This is a genomic window from Nonomuraea pusilla, assembly GCF_900109355.1.
Taxonomy (GTDB): Bacteria; Actinomycetota; Actinomycetes; order Streptosporangiales; family Streptosporangiaceae; genus Nonomuraea; species Nonomuraea pusilla.
Genome location: NZ_FOBF01000013.1, coordinates 147,716 through 163,779 on the forward strand (window position 1 = coordinate 147,716; position 16,064 = coordinate 163,779).

Genomic DNA, 16,064 nt, shown 5'->3' on the forward strand with positions numbered 1-16,064 from the left:
AGGACAACGTTGTCTCAAGCCGCTAGTCTGATCCGGCCGCGACCCCGCGGCGATCCGCACCACCCCCCGAGGAGAGCAGCACGTGACGGCTGAGTGGATCCGGTGGCCCGCCGGCGTCGTCGCCCGGTTCGGCGGCCGGCCCGTCGCCTTCGGCGGCGACTACAACCCCGAACAGTGGGACGAGAGCGTCTGGGACGAGGACGTGCGGCTGATGCGCCAGGCCGGCGTCAACCTCGTCACCGTCGGCGTCTTCGCCTGGTCGACCCTGCAGCCGGCGCCCGGCCGGTGGGACTTCGGATGGCTCGACCGCCTGCTCGACCTGCTGCACGCCAACGACATCGCCGCCGACCTCGCCACCGCCACCGCCTCACCCCCGCCCTGGCTCACCACCCGCCACCCCGACGTGCTGCCCGTCGACCGGCACGGACGCACGATGGCGCAGGGCGGACGCCAGGCCTGGTCACCGTCGTCCACCGTCTACCGCGAGCACTCGCTCGCCCTGGTGGAGAAGCTGGCGCACCGCTACGGCGAGCACCCCGCCCTCGCGCTGTGGCACGTCTCCAACGAGCTCGGCGGCCACAACTCCCGCTGCTACGGCGACCAGAGCGCCAAGGCCTTCCGCGCCTGGCTCAAGGAACGCTACGGCTCCGTCCACGAGCTGAACGCCGCGTGGACGACCGCCGCCTGGAGCCAGACCTACTCCGACTGGGAGGAGATCCAGCCTCCGCGGCTCACCTACACCGACTCCAACCCCACCCAGGTCCTCGACTTCGACCGGTTCAGCTCCCACCAGCTGCGCGAGCAGCTGCGAGCCGAGATCGCCGTACTGCGGCGCGTCACCCCCGACGTGCCCATCACCACGAACATGGTGCTCTTCGACGCCGGCAAGAACATGGACTACAGCTCCTGGGCCGCCGACCTGGACCTCATCGCGAGCGACCACTACCTCAGGCCCGCCCCCGACGCCCACGTCGAGCTGGCCTTCTCCGCCGACCGGGCCCGCGGCCTGTCCGAGGGCGAGCCGTGGCTGCTCATGGAGACGGCCACCGGCGCCACCAGCTGGCGCCCCGTCAACCCCGCCAAACGCCGCGGCGAACTCCGGCGCAACGTGTTCACCCACCTCGCCCGCGGCGCCGACGGCATCTGCTTCTTCCAGTGGCGCGCCGCCAGGGCGGGCGCCGAACGCTTCCACTCCGCGATGCTCCCGCACGCCGGACCCGACAGCCGCATGTTCCGCGAGGTGACGGCGCTCGGCGCGGAGCTCGCCTCCTGTGCCGAGGTGCTCGGCAGCCGGGTCGTCGCCGACTGCGCGCTGCTGTTCTCCGAGGAGTCGTGGTGGGCCGCGGAACGCGAGGGGCACCCGCACAACGGCCTGTCGTACATGGAGTGCGCCCTCGGCTGGCACCGGAGCCTGTGGGAGGCGGGCGTCACCGCCGACGTCGTGCCGCCGACGGCCGACCTGTCGAGCTACCGGCTGATCGTCGTACCGATGCTCTACCTGCTCTCCGACCGCGACGCGGCCGCCGTCGCCGCCGCCGCGCACGCCGGGGCCACCGTGATCGTCACCTACTTCTCCGGCATCGTCGACCCGCTCGACCGGGTACGGCTCGGCGGCTACCCCGGCGCGTTCCGCGAGCTGCTCGGCGTGCGCGTGGAGGAGTTCGCCCCCCTGCCCGAGCCGGACTCCGTGGAGATCGACGGCGTCACCGGACGCGCCAGGATCTCCACCTGGCACGAGGAGATCGACCTCACCGACGCCGTGGCCGAGGCCCGCTACCTCGACGGCGACTTCGCCGGCGCGCCCGCGATCACCCGCGCGGCCCGCGGCGCGGGGCACGCCTGGTACGTCGGCGTCGACCTGCCCGCCGCCGCCCGCGCGCGCCTGCTGGAGACGATCACGCGGCGGCTCGCCATGCCGGCGGCCCGCCCCGGCGGCCGCCTGGAGGCCGTCACCCGCCGGTCGGCCGGCCACGACTACGTCTTCCTCGTCAACCACGGCGACACCGACACGTCCGTCCCCGGGTCGGGCACCGACCTGCTGGACGGGTCCGTCCACGACGGGAAGATCACCGTGCCGGCGGGCGGGGTGCGGGTCGTCAGGACGGATCGAGACGCCGACCGGTGACCCGCGGACGCGAAGAAGGACCAGGCGGCCACGGCCGCCTGGTCCTGCCCCGCCTGAGAGGATCAGGCGGCCACGTCGGGACGGTCGAGCGCGAGACCGTTCAGCACACCCTGCAGGTAGCCGATAGCGTGCGCCCGGCCCCTGCTGCAGTAGGCCTCCGACGAGGTGTCGCCCCAGGTGTCCAGGTCCCCGATCATCGCCGGTACGTGGTCGTCGATGAGGAACCCGTCGAACCCGGCGTCGTGGAGCCGGCGGATCACCCGGGCCGGGTTGAGGTTCCCCTCCCCCAGGAAGCACTCGCTGAAGCGGGGCACGGTGCCGCGCACGTCCCGGAAGTGCACGTAGAAGATCGACGGCCCCAGCAGGTCGATCACCTCGTTGACGCTCTGCTCACCAGCCATCTCCGACACGGTGCCCAGGCAGAGGTTCAGCCCCCACGACGGGCTGCCGCCGGCCTGCCCGAGCGCCCTGCCGATGGCCGCCGGCGAGGTGAAGATCCGGGCCACGCCGCCCAGGGGCTCGTCCACCGGCGGGTCGTCGGGGTGCAGGGCCAGCCGCACCCCGGCCTCCTCGGCGACGGGCAGCACCGCGTCCAGGAAGTACTGGTGGTTGGCCCACATCTGCTCCGCCGTGATCGGCTCCTCCACCGGCTGGTCGGGCGTCAGCCGGTACCCGGCCAGCGCGTTGCCCCGGTGCGCCTCGGCCAGGTCGAAGACGGTCACCTTCGCACCGCCGCGCCCCCTCGCCGCCATCTCGGTGCGCCAGACGTAGGTGGCGAGGAAGTTGTAGCCCAGCAGGTCGATCCCGACCGCGGCGAGATTGCGCACGGTCTTCTGGTAGTTCTCGATCTGCTCGTCCCGGCCGGGCAGGCCACGCTGGATCTTCCAGAAATGGGCGAGCGGGACGTTCTCGAGGCCGTCGATCGCCAGCCCGTCGGCGTCGCAGCGCTCCCGCAGCGCCCGCAGCTCGGAAAGGCTCCAGAACCCGTCGTCGCCGGGCAGCAGGTCGGGGGTGTGCAACTGCACGCCGGTCAGCCCGAGCTGATGCGCGAACGTCGCGACACGGGAGTCGTAGGTGTCGATGTGGCCCAGGGAGAGGCGGATGGTCATGCCTGCCTTTCATGCCGGTGCGTGGCCGTCGCGCGGCTCAGTCCGTGAAGTAGTCGGGGTACTGGGCACGCAGGGACGGGCCCAGGTCGAGAGCGCGCCTGGCGTGCCGGCTGATCAGCGAGCGGCCGGCCGGCAGATCACCCGCCTCCAGGGCGTCCACGATCTTCGTGTGCTCGTCGATCAGCTCCCGCATCGCGGCCGCGTCGGGCAGCGCGAGCCGCCGGAGCCGGTCGAGCTGCAGCTTCATCCGCTGCACCGCCTGCCACGCCCGCGGATAGCCGCTGAGCGTGAAGATCTCGCTGTGCAGCGCCTCGTCCGCCGCGAAGAAGGCGTCGTAGTTCTCCGTGCGATAGCTGTGTTCCTGCCGGTCGAGCAGCTCGCGCAGCACGGCGACGTCCCGCACCGGCCTGGCGCACACCACCTCGAAGGCCGCGACCTCCAGGCTCTCGCGGACGAAGCGCGCCTCCTCCACGTCACGCCCGCTGATCAGACCGACCCGCGTGCCGACCTGCGGGACGACCCGCACCAGCCCGGCGTCCACGAGCCGGGCGATGGCCTCGCGCACCGGCGTGCGGCTGACGTGCAGCCGCTCGGCGAGATCCGTCTCGGACAGGGACGCTCCTGGGACGAGCCGCAGATCGCGGATCGCGGAGACCAGCTCGTCGTAGACGCGATCGGAGGTCCGTGCCGGCGCGCGGTCTCGCACGACCGGCGACAGCCCAGGATCGCGCCCGGCGGGTGCGGGCTCGGGTACGAGCGCTCGGTGGGAAGTCACGAAATTGATCGTTGCATGTCCGAAAGCTTGTATGCAAGTATCCAGCCATTAACCTGATCGTCGCCCAGGGGAAACACACGACGCCGGCACCCGGCCCCCGAAACCGCTCCCCGGACATGAGCCCCCCTCGGCAGGGCCCCCGGCGACACACCACCCGCCGCACCCGCAACCGTCGAGAGGACGTCATGCTCAACCGAACCGCGCGGCTCACCGCGGCCGCACTCGCCGCCGCCACCGGCATCGCCCTGACCGGATGCTCCGGCAGCACCGCGACCACAGGGACGCCCACCGCGGGCCCGGTGACCATCACCTTCTGGGGCTGGGCCGCCGGCTACGACAAGTCCGTCTCGCTGTGGAACCAGTCCCACCCCGGCATCCAGGTGAAATACGAGGCCATCACCAACGGCGGCGCCGGCGGCTACGACAAGATGTTCACCGCCGCCAAGGCGGGCACCGCCCCCTGCCTCGCGCAGATCGGCTACGAGACCTTCTCCAGCTTCCTCGCCGCAGGACTCCTCCAGGACGTCACCGAGCACGTCCGGCCCCAGCGCGCCGAGTTCCCCGACTGGGTATGGGGCAACGTCGGCATCGAGGGCAAGGCCTTCGGCGTGCCCGTCGACACCGCCCCCATGGGCCTGTTCTACCGCTCCGACCTCTTCAAGACCAACAAGATCCCCGTCCCCAGGACCTGGGACGAGTTCAAGAAGGCCGCCGCCGCCGTCAAGGCCGCCGACCCCAAGTCCCGGATCATGAACCTGCCCACCGACCCCTACCTCTACGCCGGCTTCGCCTGGCAGGGCGACGCCCCCTGGTTCGGCGTCAACGGCGACGCCTGGACCGTCTCACTCGCCAGCCCCGCCAACAGCAAGGTCGCCGCCTACTGGCAGGAACTCTTCGACCAGGACCTCCTCACCTCCCACCCGGCCTTCGACGCCGCCCTCTACTCCGCCTGGAACAAGGGCGCCGTCTGGGCGGAGGTCGGCCCCGTCTGGTCCGCCTCCCTGATCCGCGACAACGCCGCCGGCTCCGCCGGCAAGTGGGCCGTCGCCCCCATGCCCCGATGGGACTCCACCGACTCCGTCGGCAACTCCGGCGGATCGGCCACCGCCGTCATGAAAGGCTGCGCCCACCCCAAGGAGGCCGCCGAGTTCGCCCTGTGGATGTCCACCGACGACGCCTCCGTCTCCAACCTCATCAAGTCCGCGGCCATCCTGCCCGCCTCCACCTCCGGACTCCGCAACACGGCACTCGACGCGCCCCAGCCCTACTACGGCGGCCAGCCCATCTACCAGGTCTTCCGCACCGAAGCCGCCAAGGTGAACCCCAACTGGCGATGGGGCCCCGTCATGTCCACCACCGCCGCCGCACTCGGCGACGGCCTCGGCAAGGTCCCCACCAAGAGCGCCACCATCCAGGACGCGCTGAACGGCGCCCAGAACGGGACGGTCTCCGCCCTGCAGGCCCAGGGCTTCTCCGTCGCCAAGTAACCGGCTCCCCCACCGCTGAGGTCCCCGTGTCCCCCCTGACCCACCGCCGGCCCCGCCTGCGCGAACTCCGGCGAGCGGCACCGTTCGTGCTGCCGTTCCTCCTGCTCTTCCTCGTCGTCTACCTGGCGCCGGCCGCCTACTCCGTCATCCAGAGCTTCTTCGCCGTCAAACGCTCCGGCCTCGGCCTCGGCGGCGCCGAAACCGTCTTCACCGGACTCGGCAACTACGCCCGGGTGTTCCAGGACGCCGACTTCATCGCCTCCCTCGGCCGCGTCGGCTTCATCGGCCTCATCCAGGTACCCGTGATGCTCGGCATCGCCCTCGTCCTCGCCCTGCTCATCGACTCCAGAACCTCGCGCGGCCGCACGTTCTTCAGAATCGCCTACTTCGTCCCCTACGGCCTGCCCGGCGTGATCGCGGCCCTCGTGTGGTCCTTCCTGTACGCGCCCACCCTGAGCCCCATCACCCGGCTCCTCGCCTCCATCGGCCTCGACGTCAGCTTCGTCACCGACGGCGCGCTGCCGTTCTCCATCGCCAACATCCTGACCTGGGCCTGGACCGGCTACAACACCATCCTGATCTACGCCGCCCTGCAGGCCATCCCCGAGGAGACGATGGAGGCCGCCGCCCTCGACGGCTGCTCCGGCTGGAAGGCCGCACTGCTCATCAAAGTCCCGCTGGTGCGGCCGGCCCTGCTGCTCACCCTCGTCTTCTCCATCATCGGCACGTCCCAGCTCTACAACGAGCCGGTCACCATGAAATCCGTCGCGCCGAACCTCCCCTCCACCTACACACCGATCATGGCCGCCGTCCGCTCCCTCTCGGCCAACGACTTCAACTACGCCGCCGCCCAGTCCGTCGTGCTCGGCGCCCTGATCTGTGTGCTGTCCGTCCTCGTCTTCCGCGCATCGGCCAGGAGCGCCACCCGATGACCGCCGCACTGCGAACCCCCGCACCCACCCGGACCCCCACGCAGACGCCCGGCCACCGCCGGCGACCCCGGCCGCACCCCCTCACGACCGCGAGCGCCGCGTCGCGCCTCCTCGTGCTGGCCGTCATGAGCCTGTTCGCCGTCTACTTCCTGCTGCCCGTGTGGTGGCTCGTCGTCTCCGCCACCAAAGGCAGCGGAGAGATCTTCTCGGGCAACGGCTTCTGGTTCGGCGACGGCCTCGCCCTCGTCGAGAACGTCCAGACCCTGTTCCGCGCCCAGGGCGGCATCTACTCGCGCTGGCTGCTCAACTCACTGCTCTACGCCGTGGGCGGCGCCGTCGTCTCCACGATCCTGGCCTCCATGTGCGGGTACGCCCTCGCCAAGCTCCCCTTCCCCGGACGGGAAGCCGTCTTCGGCACCGTGCTGGCCGCCGTGCTCCTGCCCGCCCCCGTGCTGGCCATCCCGCTCTACCTGGTCTTCAGCTTCACCGGAACCATCAACACGTTCTGGGCCGTCTTCATCCCGAGCATCGTCAGCCCCTTCGGCGTGTACCTCAGCCGGATCTACGCCGCCTCGTCCATACCGGACGCCCTCATCGAGGCCGGCCGCATGGACGGCGCCGGCGAACTGCGCATCTTCACCATGGGCGCCCGGCTCATGGCGCCCGCCATGGTCACCGTCTTCCTGTTCCAGTTCGTCGCGATCTGGACGAACTTCCTGCTGCCCTCCCTCATGCTCGCCGACACCTCGCTCCAGCCCGTCACCGTCGGCCTCGTCGGCTGGCGCGAACTGCAGGGCTACCCCATCGGATACAGCACCGTCGTCACCGGCGCGCTCATCTCGGTCGTGCCGGTCGTGGCCATGTTCCTGTCGCTGCAGTCCTTCTGGAGCAAAGGTCTCGCGACCGGAGCCGTCAAGTAGCTGACCCCCCCACCAGCGAAAGGCCGATTCAATGACCCCCCTCACGCGGCCCCTGGCCGCCCTGTGCGCCGCGGCGCTCCTCCTGACGGCGCCCGCGCTCCCCGCCGGAGCAGCGGAACCCGCGCCCACCAACCTCCTCGCCGCCGACATGGACACCGGCTTCGACGGCGGCACCAGCTCGCTGACCCTGTCCAACCCCTCGTCAGGAGGCACCCAGAAGATCGTCGACCTGGGCGGCGACAACGCCCTCGAACTCCGCGACGCCTCCCTCGGCGCCAACCTCTCCAGCTACTTCTACCGGCGATGGTCCACCGGCACGCTGAAGGACCGCATCAACGCCGTCTACCGCGAGCCCGTCGGCAGCCCGGCCCAGCAGTTCATCCTGCGGTACGACCTCAGACGCAGCGCCGCCAGCGACAAACCCGTCGCCAAGGACATCTACGCGCAGATCCAGTTCGGCAACTTCGACGACAAACTCGTGCCCCGCTTCCCCGTCCCGGCCGTCAGCGTCACCACCACCAGCGCCTACACCGGCACCTCCGGCTCCCTGTCACCCGTCGACGAGACCGACATCCCGCAGTACCGCTTCACCATCGTGCCCAACGGCGGCCAGCGGCTGATCTCGACCGTCGAACTCGGCTTCTCCGTACGCGTCGACACCGGCGGCACCGACGAAGCCATCACCATCGACAACCTCGGCGTCTACGAGGCGGGCAGCGTCTCCGACTCCTCGCCCCCCACCGCGCCCACCGCGCTCACCCGCGGCGCCGTCTCCTCCAGCGGCGTGTCCCTCAGCTGGACCGCCTCCACCGACGACGTCGGCGTCACCGGCTACGACGTCTACCGCGACGGCTACCAGGCCGCCTCCGTCAGCGGGGGCGTCACCACCGCCGTCGTCGGCGGCCTCATGCCCGCCACGAGCTACGAGTTCACCGTCCGGGCCAAGGACGCCAGCGGCAACGTCAGCGCGCCCAGCGCCCCGCTCACCGTCTCGACCGGCCCGTACGTGCCCGAAGCACCCGCCCCCTTCCCCGGCACCCCCGAAACCCGGTCCGCCTGGCTGTGGAACAAGACCAAGGCCATGAAGGAGGAGAGCGGCCCCGTCAACGTGGCCCAGTACACCGCGCAGCTCGCCGACCACGAGAACGTCACGGCGAACCTCGCCAAGCTCGACACGCTCTTCCAGAGCTACGACTACGAGCAGTACAAGACCATGGCCAAGATGTACGCCTACCTCATAGTCGGCGACCAGTTCAGCGACACCATGCGCGCGCACGCGCGCGGCTACTTCGCCTCCTACGCCTACCAGAAGCTCAACCAGACCGAGAACCTCCGGATGAGCAACTACGCCACCGGCTACCTCGTCGGCCAGTACTTCCCCGACCTCGCCGACCTCAACGGCAACTCCGGCGAGAAGCTGAAGAGCATCAACAAGGCCAACATCCTCGACATGGTGAACGCCGGCGTGCGGCGCGGCTGGGCCGAGTACCAGAGCCCCGAGTACACCTTCATGACGTACTTCTGCCTCAACGCCCTCTACCAGTGGGCCGACGACCCCGACCTGCGCCAGCGAGTGAAGATGGCGATGGACGTCATGTGGTTCGAATGGGCCAACGACTGGATCGACGGCTACATGATCTCGTCGGAGAGCCGGGCCAAGGGCGACCTGGCCGCGGTCAACGACCCGACCTGGCGGCCCGCCGACCACTCCACGCTCGCCTGGACGTACTTCGGCGGCCACCGTACCCAGCAGGGAGTCGGCGAATCCGACAACCCGGCCCCGGCGGCGTACCGCCCGAACCTCGAATACGCCGGCCTCGCCGCCTGGAAGGGGATGACGTACGAGCCGCCCCAGCTCGCCGTCAGCATCGGCCGGCGCACCGACAAGTCGTACACCTCCCGCAAGGCGAACCTGCAGAACTCCGGCGGGCACGCCATGGACATCTACCGCACCACCTACGTACGACCCACCTGGGGCCTCGGCACCGAGATCCAGTACCGGCGCGCCGACAACTGGCTGGAGGACCTGCCCGTCGTCCTCCGCTGGCACGCCGACGCCGCCGACCCGCTCTTCCGGCTGTCCGTCGACCAGGGCAACGCCCCGATCGGCGCCTACGACCAGCCCGCCGACCACCGCGTGATGCAGCACGGCCCCACCGCCGTCGGCGTCTACAGGTCGTCGGGCGACCAGAACCACAACTTCGTCAACGCGCTGTTCCCCACCTCCGGGTCCATCCGCGAGCGGCGCGACACCGGCGGGTGGACGGTCGCCGACACCGGGACGATGTACTTCGCCTACAAGCTGGTGAAACCGGCCAAGTGGTACCACCAGACGCCGAACGACCCCGCCAACAAGGTGAAGACCACGGCCCAGACCCACCCGACCGCCGGCCTCAGCTACAGCTACGACATCCTGCGCAGCCAGGCCGACAGGAACGGCTGGGTGCTGGAGACCGCCGACGCCTCCGCCTACCCCGACCTCGACGCGTTCGCGAGCGCCCTGACCCGTGACACCCGCCTCGACGCCGGCCACATCGACGACCCCAACCCCCGGCTCACCTACCACAGCCTCAGCGGCGACGACCTCGACATCACCTTCGACGCCGCGTCGCAGGCCCCCGGCGCCACCCACCTCGTGAACGGCAAGGCGATCGACTACGACTCCTTCCCGCTGTTCGACACCCCCTGGCTGCGGCAGGACAAGCTGGGATCCACCTTCACCGCCTCGGCCGGCGGCTCCTCCGTCGTCTACGACTTCGACCACTGGACGGTGACCTCCCCCGACGACGGAGCCAAGACCGTCCCCGCCGCCGCCACGCTCAGCTCCGACAACGGGTGGGACACCGGCCTGCTCGACGGCGACCACACCGTCTCCATGGACCTCTGGTGGGGCGAGAACGCCACCCAGTTCCGCCTCTACGAGAACGGCACGCTGGTCGACGCCACACCCCTGACGGCGGACTCCCCCAAGGCGCAGCACGCCGCGGTGAAGATCTCCGGACGGCGCGACGGCACGTACGTCTACACCGGCGAACTGATCAACTCCAAGGGCATCCGCACCGTCGACCCGCTCCAGGTCACGGTGCGGGACGCCAGTCCCGGCACACCGCAGCTCAGCGCCGACAACAAGGACCACGACGGCGCCTTCACCGTCCGCGCCGACCTCTGGTGGGGCACCAACGCCACGCGTTACCGCTTCTTCGAGAACGGCGCCCAGGTGAGCCAGGGCGACCTGACGGCCGCGACGCCGAAGGCCCAGCAGGCGTCTCTCGCCGTCACCGGCAGACCGGCGGGGACGTACGAGTACGTCGCGGAGTTCACGAACGACCTCGGCTCCACCAGGAGCGCCCCGCTGAAGGTAGTCGTCGGATGACAGCAGCCGGCTCTCAGACTGGCCGGACGGGCGAAGCTCGTGCCTTTGTGAGAGCCGGCCCGCTGTTGCGCCGGCCCGGCGCCTTTACATTGTAGATTTCTTCAACGGGAGACCAGGGCGGGCGGCAGGCACCGGGCTCAGGCGCAGTTCGTTCGTGAGCGTCGTCCCTGAAAACGATCTTCGTCGAGCACTACCCTCCTGGGTTGAGCCGGAGATCCTCCCCACGCCAGAGGCGGCAGCCGTCCACGACCGGCACCGTAAATAGCGTGAAACGTGCACTCATCATCGCCGCCCTGGCCCTCACGCTGGCCGGATGCGGCTCCACCACCCCACCGCAGCGCCTGACGGTCCCGAAGCCGACGGGCCCGCACCCGGTGGGGACCGTCTCGGTCCACCTGGTCGACCAGTCCCGCCCGGATCCCTGGAACGGCTCCGGCAAGAAGCGGGAGCTGATGGTCAGCCTGTGGTACCCGGCCCGGGACGTGCAGGCCCACCCGGTCGCCCCCTGGATGCCGAAGGCGGCGGCCGAGCAGTACCTGAAGATGAACGACCTGGAGCCGGGCTCGCTGCTGCTGGACAGGACCGACGGCCACGAGGGCGCGCCCGTCGACACGAGCCTGGGCAGGCTGCCGGTCGTCCTGTACTCGCCGGGCGCCAACGCCTCCCGCGCGTACGGGACCGGCGTCGTCGAGGAGCTGGCCAGCCGGGGATACGCGGTGGTCACCGTCGATCACCCCTATGACGCGGCGGTGGTGGAGTTCCCCGGCGGCCGGGTGGAGACGGGTCCCGGGATGACCGACTTCGGCAAGGCGGTCGACGTTCGGGTGGCCGACGTACGCTTCGTCCTGGACAGCCTGCCCTCCCTGGAGGAGAAGCTGCCCGGCCGTGACGGCAAGCCGCTCTTCGACCTCGCGCGGATCGGGATGTTCGGGCATTCGCTCGGCGGCGCGGCCACCTCCTCCGCCATGTACGCCGACCCGCGGATCAAGGCCGGGCTCGGACTGGACGGCGCCGTCTTCGGCAAGGTCGCGCAGTCCGGCCTCGACCGGCCGTACATGGTGGTCGACACCGACGCGAAGGGTGGCATGGCGACCAATCCGACGCTGCGCACCTTCTGGGACGGACTGCGGGGCTGGCGGCTCAACGTGACGCTCAAGGGGGCGGCGCACAACTCCTTCGGCGACGACGTCCTGCTCATCCCCATGTCGGCCGAGCCGCTGGGGCTGGGGAAGGAGCAGCTCGAGGAGGTCGTCGGCACGATCCCGGCCGAGCGGGCGCTCGCCTTCCAGCGCGCCTACCCGCTCGCCTTCTTCGAGCAGCACCTGCGCGGCCGCCGGCAGGCGTTGCTGCGGGGCCCGTCAGCCGCCTTCCCCGAGGTCTCCTACCGCCGCTGACGGCCCCTGCCCGCCGGCCGTGACCACGCCGCCCTCGTAGGCGGCGATGACGAGCTGCGCCCGGTCGTGCGCGGCGAGCTTGGCCAGCAGGCTGCGGACATGGGTCTTGACCGTCGCCGGCCCGATGCCGAGCCGCTCGGCGATCTGCGGGTTCGTCAGCCCTCGGGCCACCAGCACGAGCACCTCCCGCTCCCGGCCGGACAGCCGGGTCAGGCCCTCCGCCAGCCGGGCCGGGATCCCGGCGGGGTCGCGCCGGGCGAACTCCCCGATCAGCCGCGTGGTGACCGACGGGGCCAGCAGCGCCTGGCCCTCCCCCACGACGCGCAGCGCCTCCAGCAGGTCGCCCGGCCGGGTGTCCTTCAGCAGGAATCCGCTGGCCCCGGCCCGCAACGCCCCGTAGACGTACTCGTCGAGATCGAACGTGGTCAGCATCACCACCCGCGTCCCGGCCGTCACCGGGTCGGCCCGGATCAGCTCCGTGGCCTTGATCCCGTCGAGGCCGGGCATGCGGACGTCCATGAGCACCAGGTCGGGCCGGAGGTCGCGGGCCAGCGTCACGGCCTGCTCCCCCGTCCCGGCCTCGCCGACGGCCTCCAGGTCGGGGGCGGTGTCGATCAGCCTGCGCAGCCCCGCGCGCAGCAACGCCTGGTCCTCGGCGACCAGCACCGTGAACGTGCTCACCTCGCGTCCTCCCCCCGGCCGCGTGTCAACAGCAGGCTCGCGCGGACGGCGAAGCCGCCTGCGGGCTCCGGTCCCGCCGAGAACGTCCCGCCGTACAGGGTCACCCGCTCTTCCAGCCCGGCCAGCCCGTGGCCCCCCTCACGCGGCGCACCCCCGCGACCGTCGTCGACGACCTCGACCACCAGCTCGCGCTCCGCGCGGGTGCCGACCGCCACCCGGCATCGGGCCGGGCCGGCGTGTCTGAGTACGTTGGTCAGCGACTCCTGCACGAGGCGATAGACGACGAGGGCCGCCTCGTCGCCGAGCGTGAGGCCGGGCTCGACGTCGAGCTCCACCCGTACGTCGCCGGCCGGAATCGCCGCGACCAGCTCGCGCAGCGAGTCCAGCGTGTACGGCGGACCGTCCCGGTCCCCGGAGGCGTCGCGGAGCAGACCGAGGAGGCGGCGCAGGTCCGCCTGCGCCTTCCGGCTGGTCTCCTCGATGATCGACAGGGCCTCGCCCGCCTCCTCGGGGTGCGTGGCGGCGACGTGGTTGGCGATGCCGGCCCGCATGGAGATCAGGCTCATGCTGTGGGCGACGACGTCGTGCACGTCACGGGCCATGCGCAGCCGTTCCGCCGTGGCAGCGGCCTGCGCCGACCGTGCGACGGCCTCCGTGGCGTACGCGCGCTGCTCCCGTACGGCGAGCCCGACCGTCCATGCCAGACCGAGCACCAGCCAGGCGAATCCGCACGCCGACGCAGCCCCCGTCCACGAGGGCGCGTCGATCGCGGCACCGGCGGCGGTCACGGCCAGCGCGGCCACCAGCGCGGCCACCGCCGTCCGGCGCGCCTCCAGCAGCGCCACCGCGTGCAGCGCGACCGCCAAGGGCACGAACGCCTCCTCCCACCCGGCGAACGGCGCGAACACCGCCGCCACCAGAACCAGCGCGCAGACCGGCACCGGCCGGCGGCGCCGCCCTGCCAGCGGCAGGCAGGCCAGCGCGATCACCGGCACGGCCGCATGCGGCGACACCCCTGCCGACTCCGGCACCAGCACCGCCGGCACCGAGAACCCGGCGGCCAGGGCAACGGCCACGAACACGTCGACGGCGACCCAGTGTCCCGGCCGCAGCCTGCGCGCGATCAAGGGACGCCGTTCGGCCATGCGTCCACCTTAGAGGGGGCAGACCAGCTGCCGCCGCGGCCGGGGCCGCGGCGGCAGGTGCGGACAGTGCTCGGGGGTATGGAGCACGAAGTCGGTCACCACGACACCCGCGATCTCCTGGCGGCGTCACGAGTGGCGGGATCCGCGGGCTGTCGCAGCGATCGGACGGCCCGCGCGTCAGCCGTGCCGGTGAGCCGTGGTCGGTGTATCGGTAGCGAAGCCTCTTGCCATCAGCCAAAGGGCGAAGACAAGGCTCTGCAGGCCCAGTGGCGCATTCATGGCCAGGTAGAGCGGCGTGACCACGTCCGTTTGGCGAAGCAGCACCAACAAGCTCGCCGATATGGCTGCCGCGATTCCCAGGAATCCCCATCCGGACAGCCACCGCGGGACAGATCTCGACCGCCACAGAATGCGGAACAACAGGAGATCTCCGAGGCCCAGCGCGATGATCAACGCGACGTGATTGACCAAGTCGCGCGCCGTCCGCAGCAACTCGCCCAAGTCCTCGATGCGGGACGCGTCCGAAGCGCCGGCCTGGGCGAATCCATCCGCCAGCACAAGGAACAAGGGGAGGAGAATCACGCCTGTGAAATGGAACGTCGCCGCGATCAGCCTGAACCCGAGGAAACCCAGACTGAGCGCTTCGTTCTCCGCCCTCAAGGCCGGATAAAGGTACAGCGCGAACCCGACATAGGCGGGGATCATGATGCACTGGGCGACCGCGCCGATGACGACCTGGCTCTCATTTGCGGAAACGAGAGCCAGGCCGCGGGGTTGGTCAAGAGCGGGAACGATGCTCAGCACACCGGCGATCATGCCGAGGATGACCAGTGCGCCCGCGGTCGCGGTTGCCCGCCTGTTCGTATGCACGATGCACGTCCTGTGATTGTCGTGATGGCCGCGGCCGGGGTCAGCCTGCGAGCCGGTCCATGCGGAGGAACTCGGTGATGCGGAACAGCTTCGGTGGGCGGGCCACCTCAGCTGGGAGGGCCTGAAACGCCTCGTCCTCGCCGACCAGGCGCGGGGCGGTGAGTTCCACCTCTCCCCCGTCGACCCGGAGCCGAGCGCCTTCGGCCGCCAGGACGTTCTGCACCCAGTCGGAGCGCGATCCATACACCAGAACGAACAGGTAACCGCCGTCCACGGGATGCGCATCGAGCGGGGTGCGGTACGTGGCGCCGGAAACGCGACCGGTGTGAATCAGCACCGGCCATTTCCCTCCGGTTATCGCGCGGGGGTTGAACACCCTCTTGTTCACGTGCCCCCACCATCTCGGCATCGGCATCGACATCTCCTTCTCTCGCCCGGCGGGCACGTCGCAGGCCGGCTGCCTGCGAAACCCTGGCTGACGCGAGCCTTACACCGGTAAGGCCACTTACGGGTGTAAGGTTGGCTTACGCTCGTAAGGCTGTCAACCCGCCCACACCTCCGGAGCCGTCGTGCCACCACAACCACTCAGCAGAGGCCTCGTGCTGGAAGCCGCGATCCGGGTCGCGGATCGCGGCGGCGTGGAGGCGATCACGATGCGCCGGGTGGCGCAGGAACTGGGCGTGGAGGCGATGTCGCTCTACCACCACGTGCCGAACAAGGACGCGATCCTCGACGGCGCGGTCGACATGGTGTTCGCGGCGATCAAGCTGCCCCCCGCCGAATGCGACGACTGGCGCGACGCGCTCCGTACACGCGCCTTCTCCGCACGCGTGGTCCTGTCACAGCACAGCTGGGCTCTCGGCCTCATGGACTCCCGTCGCGATCCGGGGCCGGCGACGCTGCGCCACCACGACGCCGTCCTGGGCGTCCTCCGGGAGGCGGGATTCACGCTGCCGATGGCCGCGCACGCCGTCTCGCTCATCGACAGCTACGTCTACGGATCCGTCCTGCAGGAGGCGAACCTGCCGATGACGACGCCGGACGACGTCGAGGAGGTGGCCGGCGACCTCCTCCGGCATCTGCCGGAGGAGGAGCTGCCGTACCTCACCGAGATGATCCGCGACCACGCCCTGCGGCCGGGCTACGACTACACCACCGAGTTCGGCTACGGCCTCGACCTGATCCTCGATGCCCTCGAAGGTCGCCGGAGGGAACCCCCGCCCGGGTCCGTTCGATGAGCCCCCGCGGGGCGA

13 protein-coding genes are annotated in these 16,064 nt (G+C 70.7%); 7 read left to right on the forward strand and 6 right to left on the reverse strand.

From position 1 onward, the window contains the following. Positions 1–82: 82 nt before the first annotated feature. Complete coding sequence (locus BMX74_RS25810; RefSeq protein ID WP_091103314.1) at positions 83–2,125, forward strand: beta-galactosidase; 2,043 nt, start codon at positions 83–85, stop codon at positions 2,123–2,125. A 62-nt stretch (positions 2,126–2,187) separates the two neighbouring features. Here the strand turns inward: BMX74_RS25810 and BMX74_RS25815 are convergent, their stop codons facing one another. Further along, the gene (locus BMX74_RS25815; protein WP_055502164.1) at positions 2,188–3,234 is read right to left on the reverse strand and encodes a mannonate dehydratase; all 1,047 of its coding nucleotides are present in this window, start codon (positions 3,232–3,234) and stop codon (positions 2,188–2,190) included. A gap of 37 nt (positions 3,235–3,271) precedes the next feature. Continuing rightward, positions 3,272–4,009, reverse strand: a complete 738-nt coding sequence (locus BMX74_RS25820) for a GntR family transcriptional regulator (protein ID WP_201784472.1) — start codon at positions 4,007–4,009, stop codon at positions 3,272–3,274. Between the two features lie 185 nt (positions 4,010–4,194). Here BMX74_RS25820 and BMX74_RS45050 point away from each other — a divergent pair, with 185 nt between their 5' ends. The 5 genes from BMX74_RS45050 to BMX74_RS25845 all read left to right on the forward strand — a co-directional run bounded on the left by BMX74_RS45050 (position 4,195) and on the right by BMX74_RS25845 (position 12,115). Then, the gene (locus BMX74_RS45050; RefSeq protein WP_055502165.1) at positions 4,195–5,496 is read left to right on the forward strand and encodes an extracellular solute-binding protein; all 1,302 of its coding nucleotides are present in this window, start codon (positions 4,195–4,197) and stop codon (positions 5,494–5,496) included. Positions 5,497–5,522: 26 nt separating this feature from the next. Further along, positions 5,523–6,428: a carbohydrate ABC transporter permease gene (locus tag BMX74_RS25830; RefSeq protein WP_201784473.1), complete on the forward strand. Its 906-nt coding sequence runs from the start codon at positions 5,523–5,525 to the stop codon at positions 6,426–6,428. Further along, positions 6,425–7,348: a carbohydrate ABC transporter permease gene (locus BMX74_RS25835; RefSeq protein ID WP_091103319.1), complete on the forward strand. Its 924-nt coding sequence runs from the start codon at positions 6,425–6,427 to the stop codon at positions 7,346–7,348. The genes BMX74_RS25830 and BMX74_RS25835 overlap by 4 nt, the downstream gene beginning before the upstream one ends. A 31-nt stretch (positions 7,349–7,379) precedes the next feature. Next, on the forward strand, positions 7,380–10,721 hold the full coding sequence (locus BMX74_RS45055) for a fibronectin type III domain-containing protein (protein ID WP_091103321.1): 3,342 nt from the start codon (positions 7,380–7,382) through the stop codon (positions 10,719–10,721). Between the two features lie 266 nt (positions 10,722–10,987). Further along, positions 10,988–12,115, forward strand: a complete 1,128-nt coding sequence (locus tag BMX74_RS25845) for an alpha/beta hydrolase family protein (protein WP_055502167.1) — start codon at positions 10,988–10,990, stop codon at positions 12,113–12,115. Here the strand turns inward: BMX74_RS25845 and BMX74_RS25850 are convergent. From BMX74_RS25850 to BMX74_RS25865, 4 genes are all read right to left on the reverse strand, one after another. After that, positions 12,080–12,796, reverse strand: a complete 717-nt coding sequence (locus tag BMX74_RS25850) for a response regulator (RefSeq protein ID WP_256257262.1) — start codon at positions 12,794–12,796, stop codon at positions 12,080–12,082. The two genes, BMX74_RS25845 and BMX74_RS25850, sit on opposite strands and share 36 nt — an antisense overlap. After that, complete coding sequence (locus BMX74_RS25855; RefSeq protein ID WP_091103322.1) at positions 12,793–13,941, reverse strand: sensor histidine kinase; 1,149 nt, start codon at positions 13,939–13,941, stop codon at positions 12,793–12,795. The genes BMX74_RS25850 and BMX74_RS25855 overlap by 4 nt, the downstream gene beginning before the upstream one ends. A 177-nt stretch (positions 13,942–14,118) precedes the next feature. Beyond that, on the reverse strand, positions 14,119–14,811 hold the full coding sequence (locus BMX74_RS25860; protein ID WP_091103324.1) for a DUF4386 domain-containing protein: 693 nt from the start codon (positions 14,809–14,811) through the stop codon (positions 14,119–14,121). A gap of 40 nt (positions 14,812–14,851) precedes the next feature. Further along, entirely contained in the window at positions 14,852–15,199 is a 348-nt protein-coding gene (locus tag BMX74_RS25865) for a nitroreductase family deazaflavin-dependent oxidoreductase (protein ID WP_256257263.1), read from the reverse strand. 211 nt (positions 15,200–15,410) lie between these two features. Between BMX74_RS25865 and BMX74_RS25870 the strand changes: the two genes are divergently transcribed. Then, positions 15,411–16,049, forward strand: a complete 639-nt coding sequence (locus BMX74_RS25870) for a TetR/AcrR family transcriptional regulator (protein WP_091103327.1) — start codon at positions 15,411–15,413, stop codon at positions 16,047–16,049. The last annotated feature ends 15 nt before the right edge of the window (positions 16,050–16,064 follow it).

What these genes read in the sequence shown, in the direction of transcription:
- BMX74_RS25815 (WP_055502164.1), bottom strand. Translation starts at nt 3,234, where the DNA reads ATGACCATCCGCCTCTCCCTGGGCCACATCGACACCTACGACTCCCGT.
- BMX74_RS45050 (WP_055502165.1), top strand. Translation starts at nt 4,195, where the DNA reads ATGCTCAACCGAACCGCGCGGCTCACCGCGGCCGCACTCGCCGCCGCC.
- BMX74_RS25835 (WP_091103319.1), top strand. Translation starts at nt 6,425, where the DNA reads ATGACCGCCGCACTGCGAACCCCCGCACCCACCCGGACCCCCACGCAG.
- BMX74_RS45055 (WP_091103321.1), top strand. Translation starts at nt 7,380, where the DNA reads ATGACCCCCCTCACGCGGCCCCTGGCCGCCCTGTGCGCCGCGGCGCTC.
- BMX74_RS25855 (WP_091103322.1), bottom strand. Translation starts at nt 13,941, where the DNA reads ATGGCCGAACGGCGTCCCTTGATCGCGCGCAGGCTGCGGCCGGGACAC.